Source organism: Pseudomonas sp. GP01-A4 (genome assembly GCF_058780865.1).
In genome coordinates this window covers 1-23771 of the sequence record NZ_JBYSWF010000039.1, presented here as the reverse complement: position 1 = coordinate 23771, position 23771 = coordinate 1, and the positions used below count along the sequence as shown (strand labels likewise).

22 protein-coding genes are annotated in these 23771 nt (G+C 62.0%); 13 read left to right on the top strand and 9 right to left on the bottom strand.

The features are described from left to right. Positions 1–144: 144 nt before the first annotated feature. On the bottom strand, positions 145–1185 hold the full coding sequence (locus AC3WKX_RS21085) for a threonine aldolase family protein (protein ID WP_003209178.1): 1041 nt from the start codon (positions 1183–1185) through the stop codon (positions 145–147). Positions 1186–1275: 90 nt separating this feature from the next. Here AC3WKX_RS21085 and AC3WKX_RS21080 point away from each other — a divergent pair, with 90 nt between their 5' ends. The 8 genes from AC3WKX_RS21080 (at position 1276) to fdhA (ending at position 11257) form a co-directional block, all read left to right on the top strand. Beyond that, on the top strand, positions 1276–2004 hold the full coding sequence (locus tag AC3WKX_RS21080) for a TraX family protein (RefSeq protein WP_102604378.1): 729 nt from the start codon (positions 1276–1278) through the stop codon (positions 2002–2004). Between the two features lie 257 nt (positions 2005–2261). Next, the gene (glyA, locus tag AC3WKX_RS21075; protein ID WP_102604379.1) at positions 2262–3515 is read left to right on the top strand and encodes a serine hydroxymethyltransferase; all 1254 of its coding nucleotides are present in this window, start codon (positions 2262–2264) and stop codon (positions 3513–3515) included. Between the two features lie 22 nt (positions 3516–3537). Beyond that, positions 3538–4788 carry a sarcosine oxidase subunit beta gene (locus tag AC3WKX_RS21070; RefSeq protein ID WP_003209185.1) on the top strand — a complete coding sequence of 417 codons (1251 nt, stop codon included), beginning with the start codon at positions 3538–3540 and terminating at the stop codon, positions 4786–4788. 15 nt (positions 4789–4803) lie between these two features. Continuing rightward, complete coding sequence (locus AC3WKX_RS21065) at positions 4804–5106, top strand: sarcosine oxidase subunit delta (RefSeq protein WP_003209187.1); 303 nt, start codon at positions 4804–4806, stop codon at positions 5104–5106. Then, positions 5103–8120 carry a sarcosine oxidase subunit alpha gene (locus AC3WKX_RS21060; protein ID WP_102604380.1) on the top strand — a complete coding sequence of 1006 codons (3018 nt, stop codon included), beginning with the start codon at positions 5103–5105 and terminating at the stop codon, positions 8118–8120. The genes AC3WKX_RS21065 and AC3WKX_RS21060 overlap by 4 nt, the downstream gene beginning before the upstream one ends. A gap of 132 nt (positions 8121–8252) precedes the next feature. Further along, positions 8253–8885, top strand: a complete 633-nt coding sequence (locus tag AC3WKX_RS21055; RefSeq protein ID WP_102604381.1) for a sarcosine oxidase subunit gamma — start codon at positions 8253–8255, stop codon at positions 8883–8885. Positions 8886–9005: 120 nt separating this feature from the next. Next, a complete protein-coding gene (purU, locus tag AC3WKX_RS21050; protein WP_003209192.1) occupies positions 9006–9863 on the top strand; it encodes a formyltetrahydrofolate deformylase in 858 nt (285 codons plus the stop codon). Positions 9864–10057: 194 nt separating this feature from the next. Beyond that, positions 10058–11257: a formaldehyde dehydrogenase, glutathione-independent gene (fdhA, locus tag AC3WKX_RS21045; protein WP_003209194.1), complete on the top strand. Its 1200-nt coding sequence runs from the start codon at positions 10058–10060 to the stop codon at positions 11255–11257. 65 nt (positions 11258–11322) lie between these two features. Here fdhA and AC3WKX_RS21040 read toward each other — a convergent pair whose 3' ends face one another. The 3 genes from AC3WKX_RS21040 to AC3WKX_RS21030 form a co-directional block, all read right to left on the bottom strand. Continuing rightward, on the bottom strand, positions 11323–11781 hold the full coding sequence (locus tag AC3WKX_RS21040; RefSeq protein WP_003209196.1) for an anti-sigma factor domain-containing protein: 459 nt from the start codon (positions 11779–11781) through the stop codon (positions 11323–11325). An 84-nt stretch (positions 11782–11865) separates the two neighbouring features. Further along, a complete protein-coding gene (locus AC3WKX_RS21035) occupies positions 11866–12543 on the bottom strand; it encodes an anti-sigma factor (protein ID WP_102604382.1) in 678 nt (225 codons plus the stop codon). After that, positions 12540–13175: a sigma-70 family RNA polymerase sigma factor gene (locus AC3WKX_RS21030; protein ID WP_173882993.1), complete on the bottom strand. Its 636-nt coding sequence runs from the start codon at positions 13173–13175 to the stop codon at positions 12540–12542. The genes AC3WKX_RS21035 and AC3WKX_RS21030 overlap by 4 nt, the downstream gene beginning before the upstream one ends. Positions 13176–13328: 153 nt before the next feature. On the opposite strand from AC3WKX_RS21030, the gene AC3WKX_RS21025 reads away from it, so the two are divergent. Then, positions 13329–13898: a DUF2780 domain-containing protein gene (locus AC3WKX_RS21025; protein WP_003209203.1), complete on the top strand. Its 570-nt coding sequence runs from the start codon at positions 13329–13331 to the stop codon at positions 13896–13898. Here the strand turns inward: AC3WKX_RS21025 and yihG are convergent. Continuing rightward, positions 13895–14782, bottom strand: a complete 888-nt coding sequence (yihG, locus tag AC3WKX_RS21020; protein ID WP_003209204.1) for a 1-acylglycerol-3-phosphate O-acyltransferase, YihG family — start codon at positions 14780–14782, stop codon at positions 13895–13897. The two genes, AC3WKX_RS21025 and yihG, sit on opposite strands and share 4 nt — an antisense overlap. Before the next feature lie 173 nt (positions 14783–14955). Here yihG and rloA2 point away from each other — a divergent pair, with 173 nt between their 5' ends. The 4 genes from rloA2 to creD are packed head-to-tail and all read left to right on the top strand — an operon-like array spanning position 14956 to position 18975. Then, on the top strand, positions 14956–15456 hold the full coding sequence (rloA2, locus tag AC3WKX_RS21015; protein WP_003209205.1) for a retropepsin-like aspartic peptidase RloA2: 501 nt from the start codon (positions 14956–14958) through the stop codon (positions 15454–15456). Between the two features lie 9 nt (positions 15457–15465). Then, positions 15466–16134 carry a two-component system response regulator CreB gene (gene creB / locus AC3WKX_RS21010; RefSeq protein WP_003209207.1) on the top strand — a complete coding sequence of 223 codons (669 nt, stop codon included), beginning with the start codon at positions 15466–15468 and terminating at the stop codon, positions 16132–16134. Beyond that, positions 16134–17573, top strand: coding sequence for a two-component system sensor histidine kinase CreC (creC, locus tag AC3WKX_RS21005; protein ID WP_102604383.1), 1440 nt, complete (start codon positions 16134–16136; stop codon positions 17571–17573). The genes creB and creC overlap by 1 nt, the downstream gene beginning before the upstream one ends. 52 nt (positions 17574–17625) lie before the next feature. Next, positions 17626–18975 (top strand): cell envelope integrity protein CreD, encoded by a 1350-nt coding sequence (gene creD / locus AC3WKX_RS21000; RefSeq protein ID WP_102604384.1) that lies wholly within the window; start codon positions 17626–17628, stop codon positions 18973–18975. A 201-nt stretch (positions 18976–19176) separates the two neighbouring features. On the opposite strand, the gene AC3WKX_RS20995 is transcribed toward creD, so the two are convergent. The 4 genes from AC3WKX_RS20995 to AC3WKX_RS20980 all read right to left on the bottom strand — a co-directional run bounded on the left by AC3WKX_RS20995 (position 19177) and on the right by AC3WKX_RS20980 (position 23610). Beyond that, positions 19177–19806: a glutathione S-transferase gene (locus AC3WKX_RS20995; RefSeq protein WP_003209214.1), complete on the bottom strand. Its 630-nt coding sequence runs from the start codon at positions 19804–19806 to the stop codon at positions 19177–19179. 35 nt (positions 19807–19841) lie between these two features. Next, complete coding sequence (locus tag AC3WKX_RS20990) at positions 19842–20018, bottom strand: hypothetical protein (protein WP_003209216.1); 177 nt, start codon at positions 20016–20018, stop codon at positions 19842–19844. Continuing rightward, a complete protein-coding gene (locus tag AC3WKX_RS20985; RefSeq protein WP_102604386.1) occupies positions 20015–21118 on the bottom strand; it encodes a PepSY-associated TM helix domain-containing protein in 1104 nt (367 codons plus the stop codon). The genes AC3WKX_RS20990 and AC3WKX_RS20985 overlap by 4 nt, the downstream gene beginning before the upstream one ends. 62 nt (positions 21119–21180) lie before the next feature. After that, the gene (locus AC3WKX_RS20980; RefSeq protein WP_102604387.1) at positions 21181–23610 is read right to left on the bottom strand and encodes a TonB-dependent siderophore receptor; all 2430 of its coding nucleotides are present in this window, start codon (positions 23608–23610) and stop codon (positions 21181–21183) included. Positions 23611–23771: the final 161 nt, after the last annotated feature.

Genomic DNA, 23771 nt, shown 5'->3' with positions numbered 1-23771 from the left:
ATTCGGCTGGCGGTTAGTCCCGAAAGGCGGCCTTTTCCTTCCGGGTTCCAAGAGGCTAGTCAATGAAAACGAAGTTGGTTGCTGTCAGAAATATCAAAAAACAGTCTCGGCCTTTCGCCATTATCTGAGGGGCTGATGCCTACTTCAGGCGCTCATCACTTCCCGAATATCGGCGGCTAATTCTCTTACGCGCTCTTCCTCGGTATCCCACGCACACATGAACCGCGCGCCACCCTTGCCGATGAAGGTGTAGAAGCGCCAGCCCTTGGCCGTCAGCGCGGCAATTGCCGGTTCCGACAGTTGCAGGAATACGCCGTTGGCCTGGACCGGGAACATCAACTCCACACCCGGAATATCCGCCACCAGGTTGCTGAGCAATTGCGCACAGTGGTTGGCGTGGCGGGCGTGTTTGAGCCAGGCGTCGTTTTCCAGCAGGCCCACCCACGGGGCGGAGAGGAAGCGCATCTTTGAGGCAAGCTGCCCGGCCTGTTTGCAGCGGTAGTCGAAGTCTTCGGCCAGCTTGTGGTTGAAGAACAGGATCGCTTCACCCACGGCCATGCCGTTCTTGGTGCCACCAAAGCACAGCACGTCGACGCCGGCTTTCCAGGTCAGGTCGGCCGGCGAGCAGCCGAGGAATGCGCAGGCGTTGGAGAAGCGTGCGCCGTCCATGTGCAGGTTCAGCCCCAGTTCCTTGCAGGTGACGCTGATGGCGCGGATTTCTTCCGGGGTGTAGACGCTGCCGACTTCGGTGGCCTGGGTCAGGGTCACGACGCGGGGTTTCGGGTAGTGAATGTCCTGGCGCTTGAGGGCGATCTCGCGGATCGACTCCGGGGTCAGCTTGCCGTTTTCGGTGCGGGCGGTGAGCAGCTTGGAGCCGTTGGAGAAAAACTCCGGCGCGCCGCATTCGTCGGTTTCGACGTGGGCGGTTTCCGAGCAGATCACGCTATGGTAGCTCTGGCACAAGGAGGACAGCGCCAGGGAGTTGGCTGCGGTACCGTTGAAGGCGAAGAACACTTCGCAGTCGGTTTCGAACAGTCTGCGGAAACCGTCGGCGGCGCGGTGGGTCCATTCATCATCGCCATAGGCGCGTTGATGGCCCTGGTTGGCGAGTTCCATGGCGGCCCAGGCTTCCGGGCAGATGCCGGAATAGTTGTCGCTGGCGAATTGTTGGCTCTTGTCGGTCATGGCCCAGTCCTGTGGTCGATGTTGGTGCGCACTTTACCCAAGATTGTCGGGCGGGCGCACGCACTGTTAATGCAAAGTCATTGGGGAATTATGCACGGTTCTGAAAGCGTTCCTGTAAGCCGCGTCCGCGATGGCGCCCTGGACCTGCTCAAGTGGCTGGCGCTGCTGAGTATGGTGCTGGACCACCTGCGGTATGTCGGTTTGAGCCTGGACGGGCTGTATGTGCCGGGCCGCCTGGCGTTCCCGTGGTTTTGCCTGGCGATCGCGGCGAATTTGCATCGGGTCAAGGACGCGCCGGTGACGGGGCAGTGGCGCTATCTGGGCTGGTTGCTGCTGTTCAGTGTGATCAGTGAGGTGCCGTACCGGATGTTCATCGACGACGCCGACACGCTGAACGTACTGCCGACCCTGGCGCTGGGTTTGCTGGTTGCCCGGGGATGGCAGCAGAAGACGGTTATTGATCGAGGATTGGCGTTGATCGCGCTGGTTTTGGCGGGGTTTTTCTCGGCGCAGCTGATGTTCGGTTTCTTTGGCGTACTGCTGCCGTTGGCGATGCTGCTGGTGTTTCGCCGGCCGTGGTACTTCAGCGTGCTGCCGGGTGTGGTGTGCCTGGCTGCCAATCAATGGCAGGTCCTGCTCAATAGCGGCACGCTGGTGGCGATGCTGGGATTGGCGACATGCCTGATTGCGCCGCTGGCCGGATTGGTCTTGTTGCGACATGCCGGGCAGGTATCGCCACCGGCCATGCGGCGCTGGGCGTATGCGCTTTATCCGGCGCATTTCCTGCTGCTGCTACTGGTCCGCAAGATCATCGCCTAACCCCTGTGGGAGCGGGCTTGCTCGCGAAAGCGGTGTGTCAGGCTGCACCTATATTGGCTGGCCCACCGCATTCGCGAGCAAGCCCGCTCCCACATTTGTTCTGTGTTGTTCCGGCCATGTCGTAAACGCACCTTTGCGTGGCGTCCATAGGCATTTGACCTCTCTGCGCCCGCCCTACCATCGCATCAAAGGGCCCCTCCGTCGTGCGGCGGCCCCAACAATACGATTGGCGCACCGCCGCCGCTGGGAGAGACGCGATGTTCAGCAAGCAAGACCAGATCCAGGGTTATGACGATGCACTGCTGGCGGCCATGAATGCCGAGGAGCAGCGCCAGGAAGATCATATCGAGCTGATCGCGTCAGAGAACTACACCAGCAAGCGTGTCATGGAAGCCCAGGGCAGCGGCCTCACCAACAAGTACGCCGAAGGTTACCCGGGCAAGCGTTACTACGGCGGCTGCGAGCACGTGGACAAGGTCGAAGTGCTCGCCATCGAGCGTGCCAAGCAGCTGTTCGGCGCCGACTATGCCAACGTGCAGCCGCACTCCGGTTCGTCCGCCAACAGTGCGGTGTACCTGGCGCTGTTGAACGCCGGCGACACCATCCTCGGCATGAGCCTGGCCCACGGCGGCCACCTGACCCACGGCGCCAAAGTGTCGTCCTCGGGCAAGCTGTACAACGCGGTGCAATACGGCATCGACACCAACACCGGGCTGATCGACTACGACGAGGTCGAGCGCCTGGCCGTGGAGCACAAGCCGAAGATGATCGTGGCGGGTTTTTCCGCCTACTCCAAGACCCTGGATTTCCCGCGCTTTCGCCAGATCGCCGACAAGGTCGGTGCGCTGCTGTTCGTCGACATGGCCCACGTCGCCGGCCTGGTGGCCGCCGGTCTGTACCCGAACCCGCTGCCCTACGCCGATGTGGTCACCACCACCACCCACAAGACCCTGCGCGGTCCACGTGGCGGGTTGATCCTGGCCAAGTCCAACGAAGAAATTGAAAAGAAACTCAACTCTGCGGTATTCCCGGGCGCCCAGGGCGGCCCGCTGATGCACGTGATCGCCGGCAAGGCGGTGTGCTTCAAGGAAGCCCAGGAACCAGGTTTCAAGGCCTATCAACAGCAAGTGATCGACAACGCCCAGGCCATGGCCGGCGTGTTTATCAAACGCAGCTACGATGTAGTGTCCGGCGGCACCGATAACCACCTGTTCCTGGTCAGCCTGATCCGTCAGGGCCTCACCGGCAAAGAGGCGGACGCCGCCCTCGGTCGCGCTCACATCACCGTCAACAAGAACGCCGTGCCCAACGACCCGCAGTCGCCCTTCGTGACCTCGGGCCTGCGTATCGGCACGCCGGCGGTGACCACACGCGGCTTCAAAGTGACCCAATGCCTGGAGTTGGCCGGCTGGATCTGCGACATCCTCGACAACCTCGGCGACGCCGATGTGGAGGCCAACGTCGCCAAGCATGTGGCCGCCCTGTGCGCTGATTTCCCGGTTTATCGCTGAGCGCGGTTTTGGAGTAATGACTATGCAACGCTACTCGGGCTTCGGCCTCTTCAAGCACTCACTCAGCCACCACGAAAACTGGCAGAAGATGTGGCGCACGCCCACCCCGAAAAAGGTCTACGACGTGGTCATCGTCGGCGGCGGCGGGCATGGTCTGGCGACGGCTTACTACCTGGCCAAGGAGCACGGCATCACCAACGTGGCGGTGGTCGAGAAAGGCTGGCTGGGCGGCGGTAACACCGCGCGCAACACCACCATCGTGCGGTCCAACTACCTGTGGGACGAGTCGGCGCACCTGTACGAACACGCGATGAAACTCTGGGAAGGTTTGTCCCAGGATTTGAACTACAACGTGATGTTCTCCCAGCGTGGCGTCTACAACCTGTGCCACACCCTGCAGGATATCCGTGACTCCGAGCGTCGCGTCAGCGCCAACCGCCTGAACGGTGTGGACGGCGAACTGCTCAACGCCAAACAAGTGGCCGATGAGATTCCGTACCTCGACTGCTCCAAGAACACTCGCTACCCGGTAATGGGCGCCACCGTGCAACGGCGCGGCGGCGTGGCCCGTCACGATGCCGTGGCCTGGGGCTTTGCCCGCGCCGCTGACGCACTGGGCGTGGACCTGATCCAGCAGACCGAAGTCATCGGTTTCCGCAAGGAAAACGGTGTGTGCATCGGCGTGGAAACCAACAAAGGCTTCATCGGCGCCAAGCGCGTCGGCGTGGTGACGGCGGGTAACTCCGGCCACATGGCTTCGCTCGCGGGCTTCCGCCTGCCGATCGAATCCCACCCGCTGCAAGCACTGGTGTCGGAGCCGATCAAACCGATTATCGACAGCGTGATCATGTCCAACGCCGTGCACGGTTACATCAGCCAGTCCGACAAGGGCGACCTGGTGATCGGCGCCGGTATCGACGGCTACAACGGCTATGGCCAGCGCGGCTCGTACCCGGTGATCGAGCACACCATCCAGGCCATCGTCGAGATGTTCCCGGTGCTGTCCCGCGTGCGCATGAACCGCCAGTGGGGCGGCATCGTCGACACCACGCCGGATGCCTGCCCGATCATCTCCAAGACCCCGGTCCCGAACATGTTCTTCAACTGCGGTTGGGGCACCGGTGGTTTTAAAGCGACTCCAGGCTCAGGCAACGTATTTGCCGCCAGCCTGGCCAAGGGTGAAATGCACCCATTGGCAGCTCCATTCTCCATCGACCGTTTCCACAACGGCGCGCTGATCGACGAACACGGCGCTGCGGCCGTCGCCCACTAACAGGAGAAATTCCCTATGTTGCATATCTTCTGTCCTCACTGTGGCGAACTGCGCTCCGAAGAGGAATTCCACGCCTCCGGCCAAGCGCACATCCCGCGCCCACTGGACCCGAACACCTGCACCGACGAGGAGTGGGGCGACTACATGTTCTTCCGCGACAACCCGCGCGGCCTGCACCACGAACTGTGGATTCACGCTGCCGGTTGCCGCCAGTATTTCAACGCGACCCGCGACACCGTGACCTACGAAATTCTTGAAACCTACAAGATAGGCACCAAGCCGCAATTCACCGCCAAGGCTTCTGGAGAGAAGGTATGAGCCAGATCAATCGCCTGTCCAACGGTGGCCGGATCGACCGCAACAAAGCCCTGAGCTTCACCTTCAACGGCCAGAGCTACAAAGGCTTTGAAGGCGACACATTGGCCGCTGCGCTGCTGGCCAACGGCGTCGACATCATCGGTCGCAGCTTCAAGTATTCCCGCCCGCGCGGCATCTTCGCCGCCGGTGCCGAAGAGCCGAACGCGGTGCTGCAGATCGGCGCCACCGAAGCCACGCAAATCCCCAACGTGCGCGCCACGCAACAGGCGCTGTACCAGGGTTTGGTCGCCACCAGCACCAACGGCTGGCCGAGCGTGAACAACGACATGATGGGCATTCTCGGCAAGGTCGGCGGCAAGCTGATGCCGCCGGGTTTCTACTACAAAACCTTCATGTACCCGCAATCGTTCTGGATGACTTACGAGAAGTACATCCGTAAGGCAGCCGGTCTTGGCCGCTCGCCGACCGAGAACGATCCGGACACCTACGACTACATGAACCGTCATTGCGACGTGCTGATTGTGGGCGCGGGCCCTGCCGGCCTGGCGGCTGCGTTGGCCGCCGCCCGCAGTGGCGCCCGGGTGATCATCGCGGACGAGCAGGAAGAATTCGGCGGCTCCCTGCTGGACTCCCGCGAAAGCCTCGATGGCAAGCCTGCGGCCGAGTGGGTTGCCAGTGTGATTGCTGAACTCAAGGCCCTGCCGGACGTGGTGCTGCTGCCTCGCGCCACCGTCAACGGTTACCACGACCATAACTTCCTGACCATTCACGAGCGCCTCACCGACCACCTCGGTGACCGTGCGCCGATCGGCCAGGTGCGTCAGCGTATCCACCGGGTTCGCGCCAAGCGTGTCGTGTTGGCCACCGGTGCTTGCGAGCGTCCGCTGGTGTACGGCAACAACGACGTACCGGGCAACATGCTGGCGGGAGCGGTCTCCACTTACGTGCGTCGCTACGGCGTGGCACCGGGCAAGAAGCTGGTGCTGTCCACCAACAACGATCACGCCTACCGCGTGGCGCTGGACTGGTTCGACGCCGGCCTCAGCGTTGTCGCCGTAGCCGATGCCCGCCACAACCCACGGGGCGCGCTGGTTGAAGAGGCGCGTGCCAAAGGCATTCGCATCCTCACCGGCAGCGCCGTGATCGAGGCCCGTGGCAGCAAGCACGTCACTGGTGCCCGTGTTGCGGCCATCGATGTCAAAGCTCATAAAGTCACCAGCCCCGGCGAGTGGCTGGAGTGCGACCTGGTCGCCAGCTCCGGCGGCTACAGCCCGGTGGTCCACCTGGCCTCGCACCTGGGCGGCAAGCCGACCTGGCGTGAAGACATCCTCGGTTTTGTACCGGGCGAAGCACCGCAGAAACGCGTGTGCGTCGGTGGCATCAATGGCGTCTACGGCCTCGGCGATTCCCTGGCCGACGGTTTTGAAGGTGGCGTGCGCGCTGCCAGCGAAGCCGGGTTTGCGCCGGTGGAAGGTACGCTGCCCAAAGCCTTGAGCCGTCTGGAAGAACCGACCCTGGCGCTGTTCCAGGTACCTCACGAGAAAGCTACCGCACGGGCGCCGAAGCAATTTGTCGACCTGCAGAATGACGTCACCGCGGCCGCCATCGAACTCGCCACCCGCGAGGGTTTCGAGTCGGTGGAGCACGTCAAGCGCTACACCGCACTGGGCTTCGGCACTGACCAGGGCAAGCTCGGCAACGTCAACGGCCTGGCCATCGCGGCCCGTTCGCTGAATGTGACCATCCCGCAGATGGGCACTACCATGTTCCGTCCCAACTACACGCCGGTAACCTTCGGCGCGGTAGCAGGCCGCCACTGTGGGCACATCTTCGAGCCGGTGCGCTACACCGCGCTGCAAGCCTGGCACGTGAAAAACGGCGCCGAGTTTGAGGACGTCGGCCAGTGGAAACGCCCATGGTATTTCCCGCGCAACGGTGAAGACCTGCACGCCGCAGTGAAGCGCGAATGCCTGGCCGTGCGTGACAGCGTCGGCCTGCTGGACGCGTCCACCCTCGGCAAGATCGACATCCAGGGCCCGGATGCCCGCGAGTTCCTCAACCGCATCTACAGCAACGCCTGGACCAAGCTCGACGTGGGCAAGGCCCGCTACGGCCTGATGTGCAAGGAAGACGGCATGGTCTTCGACGACGGCGTGACTGCCTGCCTCGCCGACAACCACTTCCTGATGACCACCACCACCGGCGGCGCAGCACGCGTACTCCAGTGGCTGGAAATCTACCAGCAGACCGAATGGCCGGACCTCAAGGTGTACTTCACCTCGGTCACCGACCATTGGGCAACCATGACTTTGTCCGGCCCCAACAGCCGCAAGCTGCTGAGCGAAGTCACCGACATCGACCTGGACAAGGACGGCTTCCCGTTCATGACCTGGAAAGAAGGCCTGGTAGGCGGCGTGCCGGCACGGGTGTTCCGGATTTCGTTTACCGGTGAGTTGTCGTACGAAGTCAACGTGCAGGCCGACTACGCCATGGGTGTGCTCGAGAAAATCGTCGAGGCCGGCAAGCAGTACAACCTGACCCCGTACGGCACCGAAACCATGCACGTGCTGCGGGCCGAGAAGGGTTTCATCATCGTTGGCCAGGATACCGACGGCTCGATGACCCCGGACGACCTGAACATGGGCTGGTGTGTAGGCCGCACCAAACCGTTCTCGTGGCTCGGCTGGCGCGGGATGAATCGCGAGGATTGCGTGCGTGAAGACCGCAAGCAGCTTGTCGGACTCAAGCCGATCGACCCGAACGTGTGGCTGCCGGAAGGCGCGCAGTTGGTGTTCGACGCCAAGCAGACGATCCCGATGAAGATGGTCGGCCACGTCACCTCCAGTTATGCCCATAACTCCCTCGGTTATTCGTTTGCCATGGGCGTGGTGAAGGGCGGCTTGAAGCGCATCGGCGAGCGGGTGTTTGCACCGCTGGCGGATGGCAGCGTGATCGAGGCGGAGATTGTTTCTTCGGTGTTCTTCGACCCTAAAGGCGATCGCCAGAACATCTGACACCTGATCGTTCCCACGCTCCGCGTGGGAATGCATCCCGGGGCGCTCTGCGCCCCAAGAGCGGACGCAGAGCGTCCATGGCGGCATTCCCACGCAGAGCGTGGGAACGATCAAATTCAACACAGGTGCTTTATGACAGCAGCCAATGTTTACCAACAACGCCCCACCTCCGGAGCCAAGGCCGAGTCGTCGCTGCACCATGCCGACCTCGCCAGCCTGGTAGGCAAGGGCCGCAAGAATGCCGGCGTGACCGTGCGTGAAAAGAAACTGCTGGGCCACCTGACCATTCGTGGCGATGGCCATGACGCAGCCTTCGCCGCCGGTGTGCACAAAGCCTTGGGTATCGAATTGCCCGGTGCCCTGCAAGTCATCGTCAAGGGTGAGACCAGCCTGCAATGGCTCGGTCCGGATGAGTGGTTGCTGGTAGTGCCAGGCGGTGAGGAATTCGCCGCCGAGAAAAGCTTGCGTGAGGCGCTGGGTGATTTGCATATCCAGGTCGTCAACGTCAGCGGAGGCCAGCAGATTCTCGAACTCAGCGGCCCGAACGTGCGCGATGTACTGATGAAATCCACCAGCTACGACGTGCACCCCAACAGCTTCCCGGTGGGCAAGGCGGTGGGCACGGTGTTTGCCAAGTCGCAATTGGTGATTCGCCATACTGCTGAAGACACCTGGGAGCTGGTGATTCGTCGCAGCTTCTCGGATTACTGGTGGCTGTGGTTGCAGGATGCGGCGGCTGAGTATGGTTTAAGCGTCCAGGCCTGATCGTTCCCACGCTCCGCGTGGGAATGCATCCCGGGACGCTCCGCGTCCCAAGAGCGGACGCAGAGCGTCCATTGCGGCGTTCCCACGCAGAGCGTGGGAACGATCAAGGAGTCACGAATAATGAGCCGCGTACCCGATACATGGATTTTGACCGCCGACTGCCCCAGCGTGCTCGGCACGGTGGACGCGGTCACTCGCTACCTGTTCGAGCAGGGCTGCTACGTCACTGAGCACCACTCCTTCGATGACCGGCTCTCGGGCCGGTTCTTCATCCGCGTGGAGTTCCGCCAGCCCGATGGTTTCGACGAACAAGCCTTCCGCGATGGCCTGGCCACCCGTGGCGAAGCCTTCGGCATGATCTTCGAACTGACCGCGCCGAACTACCGGCCGAAAGTGGTGATCATGGTCTCCAAGGCCGATCACTGCCTCAACGATTTGCTCTACCGCCAGCGCATCGGCCAACTGTCGATGGACGTGGTCGCCGTAGTCTCCAACCACCCGGACCTCAAGCCCCTGGCCGACTGGCACCAGATTCCCTATTACCACTTTCCCCTGGACCCCAACGACAAGCCGTCGCAGGAGCGCCAGGTGTGGCAGGTGATCGAAGAGTCCGGCGCCGAGCTGGTGATTCTTGCGCGCTACATGCAAGTGCTGTCGCCGGAGCTGTGCCGCAAGCTTGACGGTAAAGCCATCAACATCCACCACTCCCTGCTGCCCGGTTTCAAGGGCGCCAAGCCGTATCACCAGGCTTACAACAAGGGGGTGAAACTGGTCGGCGCCACTGCGCATTACATCAATAACGATTTGGACGAAGGCCCGATCATCGCCCAGGGCGTGGAGGTGGTGGACCACAGTCACTATCCGGAAGATTTGATTGCCAAGGGACGGGATATCGAAGGCCTGACCCTGGCCCGGGCCGTGGGGTATCACATTGAGCGGCGGGTGTTCTTGAACGCCAATCGGACAGTGGTGCTCTGATGGACGCCTTCGCGAGCAAGCCCGCTCCCACATTCGACCGCATTTCAAAGGTAGGACTCGGTCAACTGTGGGAGCGGGCTTGCTCGCGAAGAGGCCCTTACTAACAACGCAAAAACAGCATCTGTACCCGAGCACTTAAACGCGCTGCCTGCCTGGGCAACGCGGTTCCATAAAAACAACAGCGAGGTGAAAGCATGTCTGGTAATCGTGGTGTCGTGTATCTCGGCAACGGCAAGGTCGAAGTACAGAAAATCGACTATCCCAAAATGCAGGACCCCCGTGGCAGGAAGATTGAGCACGGCGTCATCCTGCGCGTGGTCTCCACCAACATCTGCGGCTCCGACCAACACATGGTGCGCGGCCGCACCACTGCCCAGACCGGCCTGGTCCTGGGCCACGAAATCACCGGCGAAGTGATCGAGAAGGGCAGCGACGTCGAGAACCTGAAGATCGGCGACCTGGTGTCGGTGCCGTTCAACGTCGCATGCGGCCGTTGCCGTTCCTGCAAAGAGCAGCACACCGGCGTGTGCCTGACCGTCAACCCGGCCCGTGCCGGTGGCGCCTACGGCTATGTCGACATGGGCGACTGGACTGGCGGCCAGGCCGAATACGTGCTGGTGCCTTACGCCGACTTCAACCTGTTGAAACTGCCGGACCGCGACAAGGCCATGGAGAAAATCCGCGACCTGACTTGCCTCTCCGACATCCTGCCCACCGGCTACCACGGCGCAGTCACTGCGGGCGTTGGCCCGGGCAGCACGGTCTACATCGCCGGTGCCGGTCCGGTAGGCCTGGCGGCTGCCGCTTCCGCTCGCCTGCTGGGCGCTGCGGTGGTGATCATCGGTGACGTCAACCCGATCCGCCTGGCCCACGCCAAGGCCCAGGGTTTTGAAATTGCCGACCTGTCGAAAGACACCCCGCTGCACGAACAGATCGCTGCGTTGCTGGGCGAGCCGGAAGTGGATTGCGCCGTCGATGCCGTGGGTTTCGAAGCGCGCGGCCATGGTCATGAAGGGGCCAAGGCAGAGGCTCCGGCCACCGTGCTCAACTCGTTGATGGGCGTGGTGCGGGTGGCTGGCAAAATCGGTATTCCGGGCCTGTACGTCACCGAAGACCCGGGTGCCGTGGATGCCGCTGCAAAAATGGGCAGCCTGAGCATTCGTTTCGGCCTGGGCTGGGCCAAGTCCCACAGCTTCCACACCGGGCAAACCCCAGTGATGAAGTACAACCGCCAGTTGATGCAGGCGATCATGTGGGACCGTATCAACATTGCCGACATCGTCGGTGTGGAAGTCATCAGCCTGGATGACGCGCCACGCGGGTACGGCGAGTTCGATGCGGGCGTGCCGAAGAAGTTTGTGATTGATCCGCACAAGTTGTTCAGCGCGGCTTAAATCGCGGGCAAATAAAAAGGCGACCTCAGGGTCGCCTTTTTTGCATCTGCGGTTGGGTGGGAGAATCAGCGAATCGCCAAAGCCCCCTGATACACCGTTGGCCCCGTCGGCTGCTTGCTCACCGAGCCGCCCTTGGTTTCCGAGCTGACCATCAGTGTCACCGGCTTGCTGATCGACTCCTGCTGGCGAGGGTTGATGCCGATAATGCCTTTGCCGTCTTCCGGCAACAGGCCCAGTGACACCGGCGTACCGTCAGCCGGGACAGCCCACAGTTCCAGGCTTTGGTCCGGGGCCGGTGCCGTGGCGGCAATCGGCTGCACTTCGAGGTAATCCTTGTGGGCCACGATCTGCGTGGCCGGTTGCTGGGTGGTGTTCACCAGCAGCGCGGCAGCCTTGACGCTGTCCTGGGTGTAGAGGGCGCCGCCGACGCCTGCCACTATCACCAAACAGGCGCCGACGAACAGGCGTGGGCGGTTCCAGAATGAAGGCTTGTGCTCAATCACTTGGGGGTTGATCGCAGTCATTAGGCTCTTCCTGACATGTTTTGTAGTCTTTAATGGACCCGGTTAACGGCGATCGGTTCCTCATCCGTCGTATTGAGCCTCGGATCAGAGTGATGCCAATTGGCCCTGATACAGCACCGGCCCGGTGGGTTGTCCGGTCGGCGAGCCCCCCTGAGGCTCAAGGCTCACTGCCAGGGTCAGCGGCGCCGTCAGCAGCGCCTGGTGTTCTTTGCTCAACTGGATTCGGCCGTTACCCGACACCGGCAACAACCCCAGGGAGATGGGTTTGCCGCCTGCCGGGATTGCCCACAGTTCCAACGCGCGGGCCGGCTCCACGGCCGCCAGGGTCAGCGGTTCCACTTGCAGGTGATCCGCGTAGGCCTGGATCTTCAGCGCCGGCTGCTGATCAGCCGCCACCAGCGTGGCGTTGTACTCCACCCCAAGATCGCGCTGGTACAACACACCCACCAATACCGCGATCACCACCCCGCACGCCGCTACCAGCAAGCGCAGGTTCATCCAGAACGGTTTCTTCGCCGGCATATGCAGCACTTCCGGCTCAATGCGCGCCTTGATCCCTTCCCATACGTGGTCCGGCACCGGCCGTTCAGGCAGCGGCCCGGTGAGGCTGGCGAGGGCATCCTGCCAGTGCCCGAGTTCGACGCGCAGCGCCGCGTCATCCCGCAGCAGCGCTTCAAAGCGCCGGCGGGCGGTGGCAGGCATCAGCCCGATGGCGTAGTCAGCCGCCAGGGCGCGGCGCAGGGCGGTGGTCTGGTAGTTCATGATTCAAGGCACCTGCGCAAGCGCTCCATGCCGCGGCGAATCCAGGATTTGACCGAGCCCAGGGGCGCGGCCAGATGTTCGGCCAATTCCGAGCACGACAAGCCCTGGAAGTAAGCCACGGTGATCGATTGACGCTGCATGCCTTCGAGGCTGTCGAGGCAGCGGTTCAGGGCGAGGGCTTCACGCTCGCTGTCGAGCTGTTCATGGGCGCTGGGGCTTTCGTCGGCCGTGGCGTCCTCCTGGCCTTCGTTCAAGGGTTGTTCGCGGTGTTTGCGCAACTGGTCGATCGCCAGGTTGCGGGTGATATTGACCATCCAGGTCATGGGCGCCGACAGATGGGCCTCATAGCGTGAGGCGTTGTACCAGATGCGCACGAAGCTTTCCTGCAACACCTCCTCGGCCAGATCCTTGCGACCCATGAAACGCAAGGCAACACCATGCAAACGCGGGGAAACGCTGCGATAGAGCGTTTCGAACGCCTGGCGATTACCCAGTGAACACTGGGCCAGCAATTGCCGTAGCTGATCTGCATCGTGGGTCGAAATAGGGCTTCTCCAGGCGCTTGCAACAGGGCGATGGGACGGCGCACGGTAAAGAGGGCAGGCTGAGGTTAGTCCAGCTTGGGCATTCATTCCATCTACCTCCGTGCGGCTCGTGGTGGATATACGCAGCGCAAGGCGCATCGGATGCAGTGGTTTTCTGAACTAATCTGCAGGGAGGGAACAATCCTTCGGCGTACCCAGTCAAACTCCTGCTTTTTGCGCTTACTTTCAGAGGTTGTCTTGATGAAGATTTCACGCGGTTTTGCCCTGTCCTGCCTGTTGACCGTGGCGGCCAGCCCGGTATTTGCGGCAGGTTTCAGCCTCGGCGACGTGGCCAATGCCGTGTCCGGTGCACAAGGTGGCGACAAGGCAGCAGCGGCTGCACCCACTTCACAGACCGCTGGTCTGCTGCAGGCACTGACCTCGCAATTGAACGTGACCCCTGAGCAGGCCGTTGGTGGTACCGGCGCAATGCTGGGCCTGGCCAAGAATAAATTGGGCGGCGGTGATTACTCGCAACTGACCAAAAGCGTACCGGGCCTGGACAAGCTCTCCGGCAGCAACTCCCTGGGCAGCCTCGGCGCCCTGAGCGGCATGCTCGGCCAGAGCGGCGGCAGCAAGACCTCGGGCCTGGACGGCGTGTTGGGTAACGTGAAGAACACCAACGACCTGAACACCGCGTTCAGCGCGCTGGGCATGGACAGTGGAATGGTTGGCCAGTTTGCGCCGGTTATCCTGAAATACCTGGGCGGCCAGGGCGCCAGCGAATCGGTGCTGGGCAAACTGGCTTCGGCCTGGGGCACTGGCGGCTAAGGCCGCTCCGCGCGCAGTTGGGCGATGCGCGCATCCTTCTCCATCCAGAGCTGGTTGACCCAGTTCTGGACGGTCTGGCGAAACGCCGGATCGTTCTCGTAATCCCCCTGCCACAACGCCGGATCCAGCTCTCGGGTACGGATATCCACGATCACCTTCGGCACTGCGCCACTGATCAAGTCCCAGAAGCCGGGAATGTTTTCCTGTGGATAAACCACGGTGACGTCGAGCACCGCATCCAGCTGTTCACCCAACGCAGCGAGCACGAACGCCACGCCACCCGCCTTGGGCTTGAGCAGGCGCTCGAAGGGTGAAGCCTGCTGTTTGCGCTTGGCCGGGGTGAACCGCGTGCCTTCCAGGTAATTCACCACGGTGACCGGCTGGCGCTTGAACAACTCGCAGGCCTCTTTGGTGATCTTCAGGTCCTGGCCTGCCAGTTCCGGGTGTTTGGCCAGGAATGCCTTGCTGTAGCGCTTCATGAACGGGTAATCCAGCGCCCACCAGGCCAGGCCCAGGAAGGGTACCCAGATCAGTTCCTTTTTCAGGAAGAACTTGAAGAACGGCGTGCGCCGGTTGAGGGCCTGGATCAGTGCGGGGATGTCGACCCAGGATTGATGGTTGCTGATCACCAGGTAAGAAGTGTCACCCCGCAGGTCGCCGCCGCCGCGAATGTCCCATTGGGTAGGGATGCACAGGGCGAAGATCAGCTTGTCGATCTCGGCCCAGGTTTCGGCGATCCACATGACGGCCCAGGAGGCATAGTCACGAAAGCGACCGGGGGCCACCAGCTTGAGCAGGGCAAACACCATCAGCGGCCCGAACAGCACCAGGGTGTTGAGCAACAGCAGCAATGTGACGAAACAGCCGGTGAGCAGGCGGCGCATAAGTAACTCTTGGAATCATTTTTGGCCCGCCATGATAAGCAGCTTGGGCCTGGAGACCAAATCGCAAATAAGCTTACGAATGTTTCACAGCGGGCTGGGTATGCTCTGTGATCTAACTAAGCAGCGAATTTGCAGTCTAGAATTGGCCCACTTATTTCAAGGAAACCTCCTACGTGAAATCCATCCTTGCCCTGCTAACGCTGGTGGCCTTGCCTGTCATGGCCGCCGAGCCGACCCTTTATGGTCGCTACGAATACATCCAACTGCCGGAAATCGGTGAGACCTTCAAGGCCAAGATGGACACCGGCGCGCTGACCGCCTCGCTGTCGGCCCGGGACATCGAGACCTTCACCCGTGATGGCGACGACTGGGTACGCTTCCGCCTCGGCGGCAAGGACGCCACCAACAAGGTGTACGAGCACAAGGTTTCGCGCATCAGCAAAATCAAGAGCCGCGCCGACGAAGATGACGACAAGGACGAAGCCACCGTGGCCAAGCGCCCGGTGATCGACCTGGAAATGTGCCTGGGCAACGTCAAGCGCACCGTCGAGGTCAACCTCACCGACCGCAGCAGCTTCAACTACCCGCTGCTGATCGGCGCCAAGGCCCTGCGTGAATTCGGCGCTGCGGTAAACCCGGCCCGCCGTTACACTGCGGACAAACCGGACTGCTGACGGAACACCATGGCGCATATCCTGATTGTCGAAGACGAAGCGGCTATCGCCGACACGCTGATTTTCGCCCTGCAAGGCGAGGGCTTCACCACCACCTGGTTGAGCCTCGGCCAGGCGGCGCTGGCCCATCAGCGGCAAACCCCGGCGGACCTGGTCATCCTCGACATCGGCCTGCCGGACATCACCGGCTTTGAAACCTGCAAGCAACTGCGGCGTTTCAGCGAAGTACCGGTGATGTTCCTCAGCGCCCGGGACGGTGAGATCGACCGCGTGGTGGGTCTTGAGATCGGCGCTGACGACTATGTAGTCAAGCCGTTCAGCCCGCGGGAAGTGGCAGCGCGGGTACGGGCCATTCTCAAGCGCGTGGGCCCCGGTGCTGCTCCGGCGGTGTTCCAGGTGGACCTGGAGCGCATGCAGATCAGTTATCGCGGCCAGCCCCTGAGCCTCACTCGCCATGAATTCCGTCTGCTGCACAGCCTGTTGGAGCAACCCGAGCGCGTGTTCAGCCGCGAGCAACTGCTGGATGCGGTGGGCGTGGCGGCGGACGCAGGCTACGAGCGCAATATCGACAGCCACATCAAAAGCGTGCGCAGCAAATTGCGCGCGGTGGCGCCCGAGGCGGAGCCCATCCAGACCCACCGTGGCCTTGGCTACAGCTACAGCCCGGGCAACAGCTGATGCGCCTGGGGATCCGGTTCTTCCTGGTCTATGCGCTGTTTATCGGCCTGACCGGCTACTTCGTACTCAGCACCGTGATGAAGGAAATCCGCCCCGGTGTGCGCCAGTCCACCGAAGAAACCCTGGTGGACACCGCCAACCTGCTGGCGGAAATCCTGCGCAGCGATGTGAAGAACGGCACCCTCGGCCAGAGCCACTGGCCCGAACTGCTCAAGGCCTACGGTGAGCGTCAGCCCGGCGCGAATATCTGGGGCCTGCCGAAAAACCAGGTCAACCACCGCATCTACGTCACCGACGCCAAGGGCATCGTGTTGCTGGACTCCACCGGCGAGGCGGTGGGCGAGGACTATTCGAAGTGGAACGATGTGTACCTGACCCTGCGCGGCGAATACGGTGCGCGCTCGACCCGCAGCGAACTGGACGACCCTGCCTCATCGGTGATGCACGTCGGCGCGCCGATCCGCGATAGCGGGCAGATCATCGGCGTGGTCACTGTGGCCAAGCCCAACAGTTCACTGCAACCCTATGTGGACCGCACCGAAGACCGGTTGCTGTGGTACGGCGCCGGGCTGGTCGCCCTGGGCTTGCTGTTTGGTGCGCTGTTGTCGTGGTGGTTGAGTGTCGCACTGCGCCGGCTGACGGCGTATGCCCAGGCGGTGAGTGAAGGCCGGCGTGCCGAGTTGCCGCACTATCGCGGCGGTGAACTGGAGCAGTTGTCCACCGCCGTGGAACACATGCGCACCCAGCTGGAAGGCAAGGCGTACGTCGAACGTTATGTGCACACCCTGACCCACGAATTGAAAAGCCCGCTGGCGGCGATTCGTGGTGCGGCGGAGCTGTTGCAGGGCGACATGCCCCGTGACCAGCAGCAGCGTTTCGTGAGCAATATCGACAGCGAAAGTGCGCGCTTGCAGCAGTTGATCGAACGCCTGCTGAACCTGGCGCAGGTGGAGCAGCGCCAGGGCCTTGAGGACCAGGCCAGCCTGTTGTTGGCGGCGCTGGTGGACGAAGTGCTCAGGGCTCAATGTGCGCGCATTGAAGGCGCCGGGTTGCAGGTCGAGCAGGCGATTGACGCGGATCTGCAGGTGTACGGCGAGCCGTTCCTGCTGCGTCAGGCCCTGGGGAATCTGCTGGAAAACGCCCTGGATTTCACCCCGCCCGGCGGCGCCTTGCGGTTCAGTGCCAAGGCTGTGAATGACGGCGTCGAATTCACCCTGTTCAACCAGGCCGACGCCATTCCCGAGTACGCGTTGCCGCGCCTGAGCGAGCGCTTCTATTCCCTGCCGCGCCCGGCCAGCGGGCGCAAGAGCACCGGCCTTGGGCTCAATTTTGTCGAAGAGGTGATGAAGCTGCACGGCGGCTCATTGCAGATCGGCAACGTGCCCGGCGGCGTGCAGGTAAAACTGCATCTCCACACAGTCTCCACATTCCCTTCATAAATCCCCCTTAAGCGCCCGCCAGACTCTCCCCCATCAAAACAGGGAGAGCTTCATGAACCGCAATCTGCTTTTCAAATTGGGCGCCATCGCGCTGCTGATCGTGCTGTTGTTGATTCCGTTGCTGATGATCCACGGGGTGATTACCGACCGTCAGCAACTGCGCGACGACGTCTTGCAGGATATCGCCCGCAGTTCCAGCTACAGCCAGCGCCTCAATGGCCCGGTGCTGGTGGTGCCTTATCGCAAGACAGTCCGGGAGTGGAAGCTCAATGAAAAGCTCAACGAACGCTACGAAGAAACCCGCGAGGTGCGTGGTCATCTGTATTTCCTGCCGGAGCAATTTGCCCTCGACGGGCAGGTGCAAACCGAAGTGCGGGCCCGGGGCATTTACCAGGCGCGGTTGTTCCACGCCGACAGCCGTATCAGTGGGCGGTTTGTGTTGCCGGAGCAGTGGGGCATCAAGGAAAATTTTGCCGATTACCGCTTTGACCCGGCGTATCTGGCAGTGGGTATCAGCGACATTCGCGGTATCGAAAATGCGTTGAAGCTGGAGCTGGGCAGCCAGCAACTGGCGTTTTCCCCGGGTACTCAAGTGGCTTGGCTGGGGGAGGGTGTGCACGTGATGCTGCCCGAGCAGGACAGCCAGAATCCGTCACCTTTTGACTTCGCCTTTGACCTGCGCCTGCAAGGCACCGAGCAACTGCAAGTGGTGCCGGTGGGCAAGACCAGCCAGGTCAAGCTCGCGTCCAACTGGCCGCACCCCAGCTTTATCGGCAACTTCCTGCCGACCCAGCGCGAGGTCACCGCCCAAGGCTTCAGCGCCAATTGGCAGACCACATTCTTCTCCACCAACCTGGAAGAAGCACTGCGCGGTTGCCTGGCCGAGCGCGGCTGTGACGACTTCAACAGCCGCAGCTTCGGCGTGAGCTTTATCGACCCGGTGGACCAGTACCTCAAGAGCGATCGGGCGATCAAATATGCGCTGCTGTTCATTGCCCTGACGTTTGCCGGTTTCTTCCTGTTCGAGGTGCTCAAGAGCCTGGCGGTGCACCCGATCCAGTACGCGCTGGTGGGGGTTGCCCTGGCGTTTTTCTACCTGCTGCTGTTGTCGTTGTCCGAGCACATCGGGTTTGGCCCGGCTTACCTGATATCGGCGGCGGCCTGTGTGTTGCTGATCGGGTTTTACGTCTGCCATGTGCTGCGCAGTGTCGCCCATGGCCTGGGGTTTTCAGCAGGGTTGGCGGCGTTGTATGGCTTGCTGTACGGGTTGCTGAGTGCCGAGGATTACGCGTTGTTGATGGGCTCGTTGCTGCTGTTCGGGTTGCTGGGCACGGTGATGGTGCTGACCCGCAAGCTGGATTGGTATGGGGTGGGCAAACGCAAGGAGGTGGGTGATGAGTAGGTCGTTGGGGTTGCGGGAAGATCAGCAAGAGGGCGCGCAGTTAGTGGTGAGGATTAACGCGCTATTCCCTGTGGCCCGGGAGCTTTTTGTGGCGAGGGAGCTTGCTCCCGCTGGGCTGCGCAGCGGCCCCAAAAATCCTGGGAGCGCTTCGCACTCCAGCGGGAGCAAGCTCCCTCACCACAAAAGAACCCTTGCAGCAGGTTAGGCCGGTGGCTGGGTCTGGAGCATCGACGGCCGCTGACTCACCTCGGCATACCACGCCGCCAGCTTCGGATGGCTCGACCGCCACTGCATGTCCGGGTGGCGGAAGTCCAGATAAGCCAGTGCACACGCCACGCTGATCGCGGCCACGTCAAACGGCCCGGCCAGTTCGGCGATGGCGTCCTGTTCGAGCATGTCGAGGGCGCGGCGGATCTTGTCGCGCTGGCCTTCCAGCCACAGGTCCCAATGTTTTTCCTCGGGGCGCATGGCGGTTTCATAACGCACCAGTACGGCGGCATCCATGATGCCGTCGGCGGTCGAGGCCAGGGTCAGGCGCCGCCAGCGGGCCGGGCCGTTCCGGGGGATCAGTGGAGTCCCGGTGTGTTGGTAGTCGAGGTAATCGAGGATCACCCGGCTGTCGTGCAGCGCATTGCCGTCGGCCAGGCGCAGGGCGGGGATCTTGCCCAGCGCGTTGTCCAGGATTACATCGGCGTCGGGCTTGACCGGCGTCGGCACGCAGGCGTGCAAGGTCACGCGGTCCAGTTGACCGGTCTCGTGCAACAACACCCGTACTTTGCGTACAAACGGCGAGGCAGGGTTGTGGAACAACGTCATGCTGGGGGTGGACATGGGCATTCCTCGGAAAAGGGCAGCGCTAATCTATCTCAACGCTTGAGCAACGCCCAGCTACCTATGGCGGCCGGAATGCCCAGCCCCACCCAGCTCAGCGAATCCCACAAGCCGTCCCCCAGCAATGCCGCAAACAATCCGGCAGCACTCAACAACCCGATGGCCAGCGGAATGCCAAATACCTTCCAGAAACTCGATTGCCTCGGCTTCATGACTTGGCCGCCTTGCGCCGCACCAGCCACAGGTACACGCCACTGCCCAGGACGATGATGGTCAGCACATCCAGCACCGCCCACAGGATCTTCATTGGCATGCCGCCGTAGTCACCGAAGTGCAGCGGCTGGGACATGCCCATGGCGTCCATGTACCACGGCCGTTCGGCGATGGCGGTGACGTGCAGGTTGCTGGCGTCGATGAATACCGGCGTCAGCAGGTGTGAAGTCAGGTGGGTGCTGCCTTTCATGAACACCGCGTAGTGATGCTCGCTGGAGAAACGCGTGCCGGGGAACGCGATAAAGTCCGGCTCCATCCCGGGCGCGGCCTTGGCGGCAATCGTCAGCAGGTCGGTGGCGGGGGCGCGCAGGGTCAGCGGCGGGGCGTTTTTGTAAGGCTCGATCATTGCGCTGAGGCTGTCGGTGCGCCACGCGGCGATGATCAGGTCGGCGCAGGCGCTGATCACGCCGGTCATGCCCACTACCAGCGCCCAGGTCAGGGTGACCACGCCGATCAGGTTGTGCAGGTCGAGCCAGCGCAGGCGCGTGGATTTGTCCTGGCGCACGGTCGCGAATTTCAGCCGGCGCATGAACGGCAGGTACAACACCGTGCCGGAGATGATCGCCAGCACAAACAGAATGCCCATGAACGCCAGCAGCAACTTGCCCGGCAGCCCGGCGAACATATCGACGTGCAGGCGCAGCAGGAACATCGTCAGCCCGCCGTTGGCCGAAGGCGTTTCCACGGCCTCGCCGGTGCGGGCGTCGAGCATGAAGGTGTGGGAGGAATTGGGTTCGGTGCCGGCGGTGGCGGCCATGATTGCGATCACGCCGTTCTTGTCGTCTTCGTCCCAGGCCAGGTATTGCATGGCTTCGCCGGGGCGATGGGCCTGGGCTTTGGCAACAAGCTGTTCGAGGTTCAGCTGTGGGGTATCGGCGGGCATCTGTGCCAGCTCGGGTTCGTTGCCCAGCAGGTGGTCGATCTCGTGGTGGAAGATCAACGGCAGGCCGGTGAGGGCGAGCAGCAGCAGGAATACGGTGCAGACGAGGCTGGTCCAGGTGTGGATGAAGGACCAGCGGCGGATGGTTTTGCTTTTCATTTTCTAGCCTTCAGACACACCGAAGCCGCCCACGGGGGCGGCCCGGTTGTTAACTCAGCCGATTACCACTGGTAGGTGGCACTGGCGACGACGCTGCGTTGGTCGCCGTAGTAGCAGTAGGAAGCATCGCAGGTGGAAATGTAGTCCTTGTCGAACAGGTTGGTGGCATTCAGTTTCACCGAAGCCCCCTTGAGGCTATTGTCCAGGCGGCCGAGGTCGTAATGCACGGAGGCATCGAACACGGTGTAGGCATTGGCCTTGCCCAGCCAGGTGTTGCCCTGGTCGCCATAGGTGTTGCCGGTGTAGCGGGCACCCGCGCCAATGCCGAAACCGTCGAGCACACCGGCGTGCCAGGTGTAGTCGGTCCACAGTGAGGCTTGCTGGTTTGGCATCAGTTGCAGGCGGTTGCCTTTGTATTGGCCTTTTTGCACTTCGGATTTGGCCAGGGTGTATGCCGCGATGACCTTAAGGTTCTCGGTCACGTCAGAGACGGCTTCCAATTCCAGGCCCTTGACCTTCACTTCGCCGGTCTGGTCGGTGATCGACTGGCCACCGGCACCGAAGCTGGTAACCAGCACGTTCTTTTGGGTCAGGTCGTACACCGCTGCGCTCAGCAGGGTATTTGAGCCGGGTGGTTGGTACTTGACCCCCAATTCCCATTGCTTGCCTTCGGTGGGTTTGTACGACTCGGTTGGCGAGACGCTGGCGTTACTCGCTGGCTGGAACGATTCGGCGTAGGAGAGGTACGGAACGAAGCCCGAATCGAACACATAGCTCAGCGCGGCGTTGCCACTGAAGTTCTTGCTGCGGTCGGTATTGGTTGCATCGTTTTTGTTGAAGTAGGTGGTGCCTTGGTGCACCCAGTCTTCACGCCCGCCAAGAGTCAGGCGCCACTGGTCCAGGGCCATCTGGTCCTGGGCGTAAAGGCCAGTCTGGATGGTTTTCTGGTTGTAGTCGTAATAAGCGGTGGAGCGCGCCGGACGCACCACCGGCTTGGTGTTGACCGGGTTGTAGAGGTTGACTGTGCCGCCGTCACCGAAGATCGACAGGTACGAGGTGTCGGTGCGCTGGTGATCCAGGCCGAGCAACAGCGTGTGGGTGATATCACCGGTGGCGAAGTCAGCCTGGAAATTGTTGTCGACGGCGAACTGGCCGATGCTTTCGTCGACGTTGGTCGACCCGCGGCTGGTATTACCCTCGGCATCAATGGTCGAGTAACCATAGGAACCCACGGTCAGCTGCTGGAAAGCCAGCTCCGACTTGGTGTAACGCAGGTTCTGCTTGAACTGCCAGGTATCGTTGAAGCGATGCTCGAAGGCGTAGCCCAGCGCGTAGTAGGTGCGGTCGTAGTACTCGTAGTCCGGGTCGCCGAGGTTCTTGTGATGAGAGATGTCCCCCAGCGGCGATTTGATCTTGGTGCCGACAATGGGCAGGAACTGACTGGTAGCACCGGTATCGTCGCGGGTGAACTGCGACAGGAACGTCAGCTTGGTGTCGGTATCAATATTCCAGGTCAGGCTGGGGGCGATGTTGTAGCGCTTGTTGTCGATGTGATCGACCTGGGTGCCGGCGTCGCGCACCACACCGCTGAGGCCGTAGAGAAACTGGCCTTCATCATCGATCTTGCCGGTGCTGGCGAAGTTGATCTGGCGGTAGTTGTCGCTGCCGTACTGCACCTGGATGGCATTGCTCGACTCGGCACTTGGACGTCGGCTGACCATATCCAGCAGGCCACCCGGTGGCGTCTGGCCGTAGACCGACGAGGCCGGCCCACGCAGCAGCGCAAGGCGGTCGAGGTTCCAGGTTTCGGCTTTCGGGTTGGCATACACGCCGCGTGGCAGCGGCAGGCCGTCGAGGAACTGGGTGGGTTCGAAGCCGCGTACACGCATCCAGTCGTAGCGGGTGTCACTGCCGTAGCTGGCGGACACGATACCGGGCATGTATTTGACGGCGTCATCCAGGTTCTGGACGTTGCGGTCCTGCATTTGCTGGCGAGTGGCGACGGAGATCGAACGCGGGGCTTCGACCAGTGCGGTATCGGTCTTGGTGCCGGCAGCGGTGCGGGTCGCCAGGTAACCATCAACCGGCCCCCATGCACTTTCCGCGTCGGCCTGGCCGGTAATGCTGGTCTCCGGCAATGCCACGACCCCATCCGGGATCGCTACCAGGCTGAACGTGCCTGCACTGCTTTGCTCCAGTTGCAGCCCGGTCCCGCGCAACGCTTCACGCAATGCGCCTTGTGCATCGAATTGCCCTTTTACCGGCGCGGAAGTCTTGCCCGCTGCCAACCCCGGGTTCAGCGTCAGCGCCAAACCGGCCTGGCTGGCGATCTGGTTCAGGGTGGTGGCCAGCGACGCTGCCGGCAGATTGTAGGCGCGCACACTGGACGCTTGTTCGGCGGCGAGCAACTGGGTGCTGGCCAGCGGAGCGCTGAGGGCAATGGCCACGGCCAACAGGCTGGGGCGCAACAAGGTGTCTAGCGTGCGGGACATAGGGCGGCTCCTGAATGGAAATATTTCTCAATTGCCTATGTGCCGAGCGAGATGCAAAAAGTGATAGGGCTCGATGAAAATAATTTCTATTAGTGGGTGAGTGCTGTTTTTGAGGGCCTCATCGCAGGCAAGCCAGCTCCCACAGGGGAACGCATTCCACC

What these genes read in the sequence shown, in the direction of transcription:
- AC3WKX_RS21085 (WP_003209178.1), bottom strand. Translation starts at nt 1,185, where the DNA reads ATGACCGACAAGAGCCAACAATTCGCCAGCGACAACTATTCCGGCATC.
- AC3WKX_RS21080 (WP_102604378.1), top strand. Translation starts at nt 1,276, where the DNA reads ATGCACGGTTCTGAAAGCGTTCCTGTAAGCCGCGTCCGCGATGGCGCC.
- glyA (WP_102604379.1), top strand. Translation starts at nt 2,262, where the DNA reads ATGTTCAGCAAGCAAGACCAGATCCAGGGTTATGACGATGCACTGCTG.
- AC3WKX_RS21070 (WP_003209185.1), top strand. Translation starts at nt 3,538, where the DNA reads ATGCAACGCTACTCGGGCTTCGGCCTCTTCAAGCACTCACTCAGCCAC.
- AC3WKX_RS21065 (WP_003209187.1), top strand. Translation starts at nt 4,804, where the DNA reads ATGTTGCATATCTTCTGTCCTCACTGTGGCGAACTGCGCTCCGAAGAG.
- AC3WKX_RS21060 (WP_102604380.1), top strand. Translation starts at nt 5,103, where the DNA reads ATGAGCCAGATCAATCGCCTGTCCAACGGTGGCCGGATCGACCGCAAC.
- AC3WKX_RS21055 (WP_102604381.1), top strand. Translation starts at nt 8,253, where the DNA reads ATGACAGCAGCCAATGTTTACCAACAACGCCCCACCTCCGGAGCCAAG.
- purU (WP_003209192.1), top strand. Translation starts at nt 9,006, where the DNA reads ATGAGCCGCGTACCCGATACATGGATTTTGACCGCCGACTGCCCCAGC.
- fdhA (WP_003209194.1), top strand. Translation starts at nt 10,058, where the DNA reads ATGTCTGGTAATCGTGGTGTCGTGTATCTCGGCAACGGCAAGGTCGAA.
- AC3WKX_RS21040 (WP_003209196.1), bottom strand. Translation starts at nt 11,781, where the DNA reads ATGACTGCGATCAACCCCCAAGTGATTGAGCACAAGCCTTCATTCTGG.
- AC3WKX_RS21035 (WP_102604382.1), bottom strand. Translation starts at nt 12,543, where the DNA reads ATGAACTACCAGACCACCGCCCTGCGCCGCGCCCTGGCGGCTGACTAC.
- AC3WKX_RS21030 (WP_173882993.1), bottom strand. Translation starts at nt 13,175, where the DNA reads ATGAATGCCCAAGCTGGACTAACCTCAGCCTGCCCTCTTTACCGTGCG.
- AC3WKX_RS21025 (WP_003209203.1), top strand. Translation starts at nt 13,329, where the DNA reads ATGAAGATTTCACGCGGTTTTGCCCTGTCCTGCCTGTTGACCGTGGCG.
- yihG (WP_003209204.1), bottom strand. Translation starts at nt 14,782, where the DNA reads ATGCGCCGCCTGCTCACCGGCTGTTTCGTCACATTGCTGCTGTTGCTC.
- creB (WP_003209207.1), top strand. Translation starts at nt 15,466, where the DNA reads ATGGCGCATATCCTGATTGTCGAAGACGAAGCGGCTATCGCCGACACG.
- creC (WP_102604383.1), top strand. Translation starts at nt 16,134, where the DNA reads ATGCGCCTGGGGATCCGGTTCTTCCTGGTCTATGCGCTGTTTATCGGC.
- creD (WP_102604384.1), top strand. Translation starts at nt 17,626, where the DNA reads ATGAACCGCAATCTGCTTTTCAAATTGGGCGCCATCGCGCTGCTGATC.
- AC3WKX_RS20995 (WP_003209214.1), bottom strand. Translation starts at nt 19,806, where the DNA reads ATGTCCACCCCCAGCATGACGTTGTTCCACAACCCTGCCTCGCCGTTT.
- AC3WKX_RS20990 (WP_003209216.1), bottom strand. Translation starts at nt 20,018, where the DNA reads ATGAAGCCGAGGCAATCGAGTTTCTGGAAGGTATTTGGCATTCCGCTG.
- AC3WKX_RS20985 (WP_102604386.1), bottom strand. Translation starts at nt 21,118, where the DNA reads ATGAAAAGCAAAACCATCCGCCGCTGGTCCTTCATCCACACCTGGACC.
- AC3WKX_RS20980 (WP_102604387.1), bottom strand. Translation starts at nt 23,610, where the DNA reads ATGTCCCGCACGCTAGACACCTTGTTGCGCCCCAGCCTGTTGGCCGTG.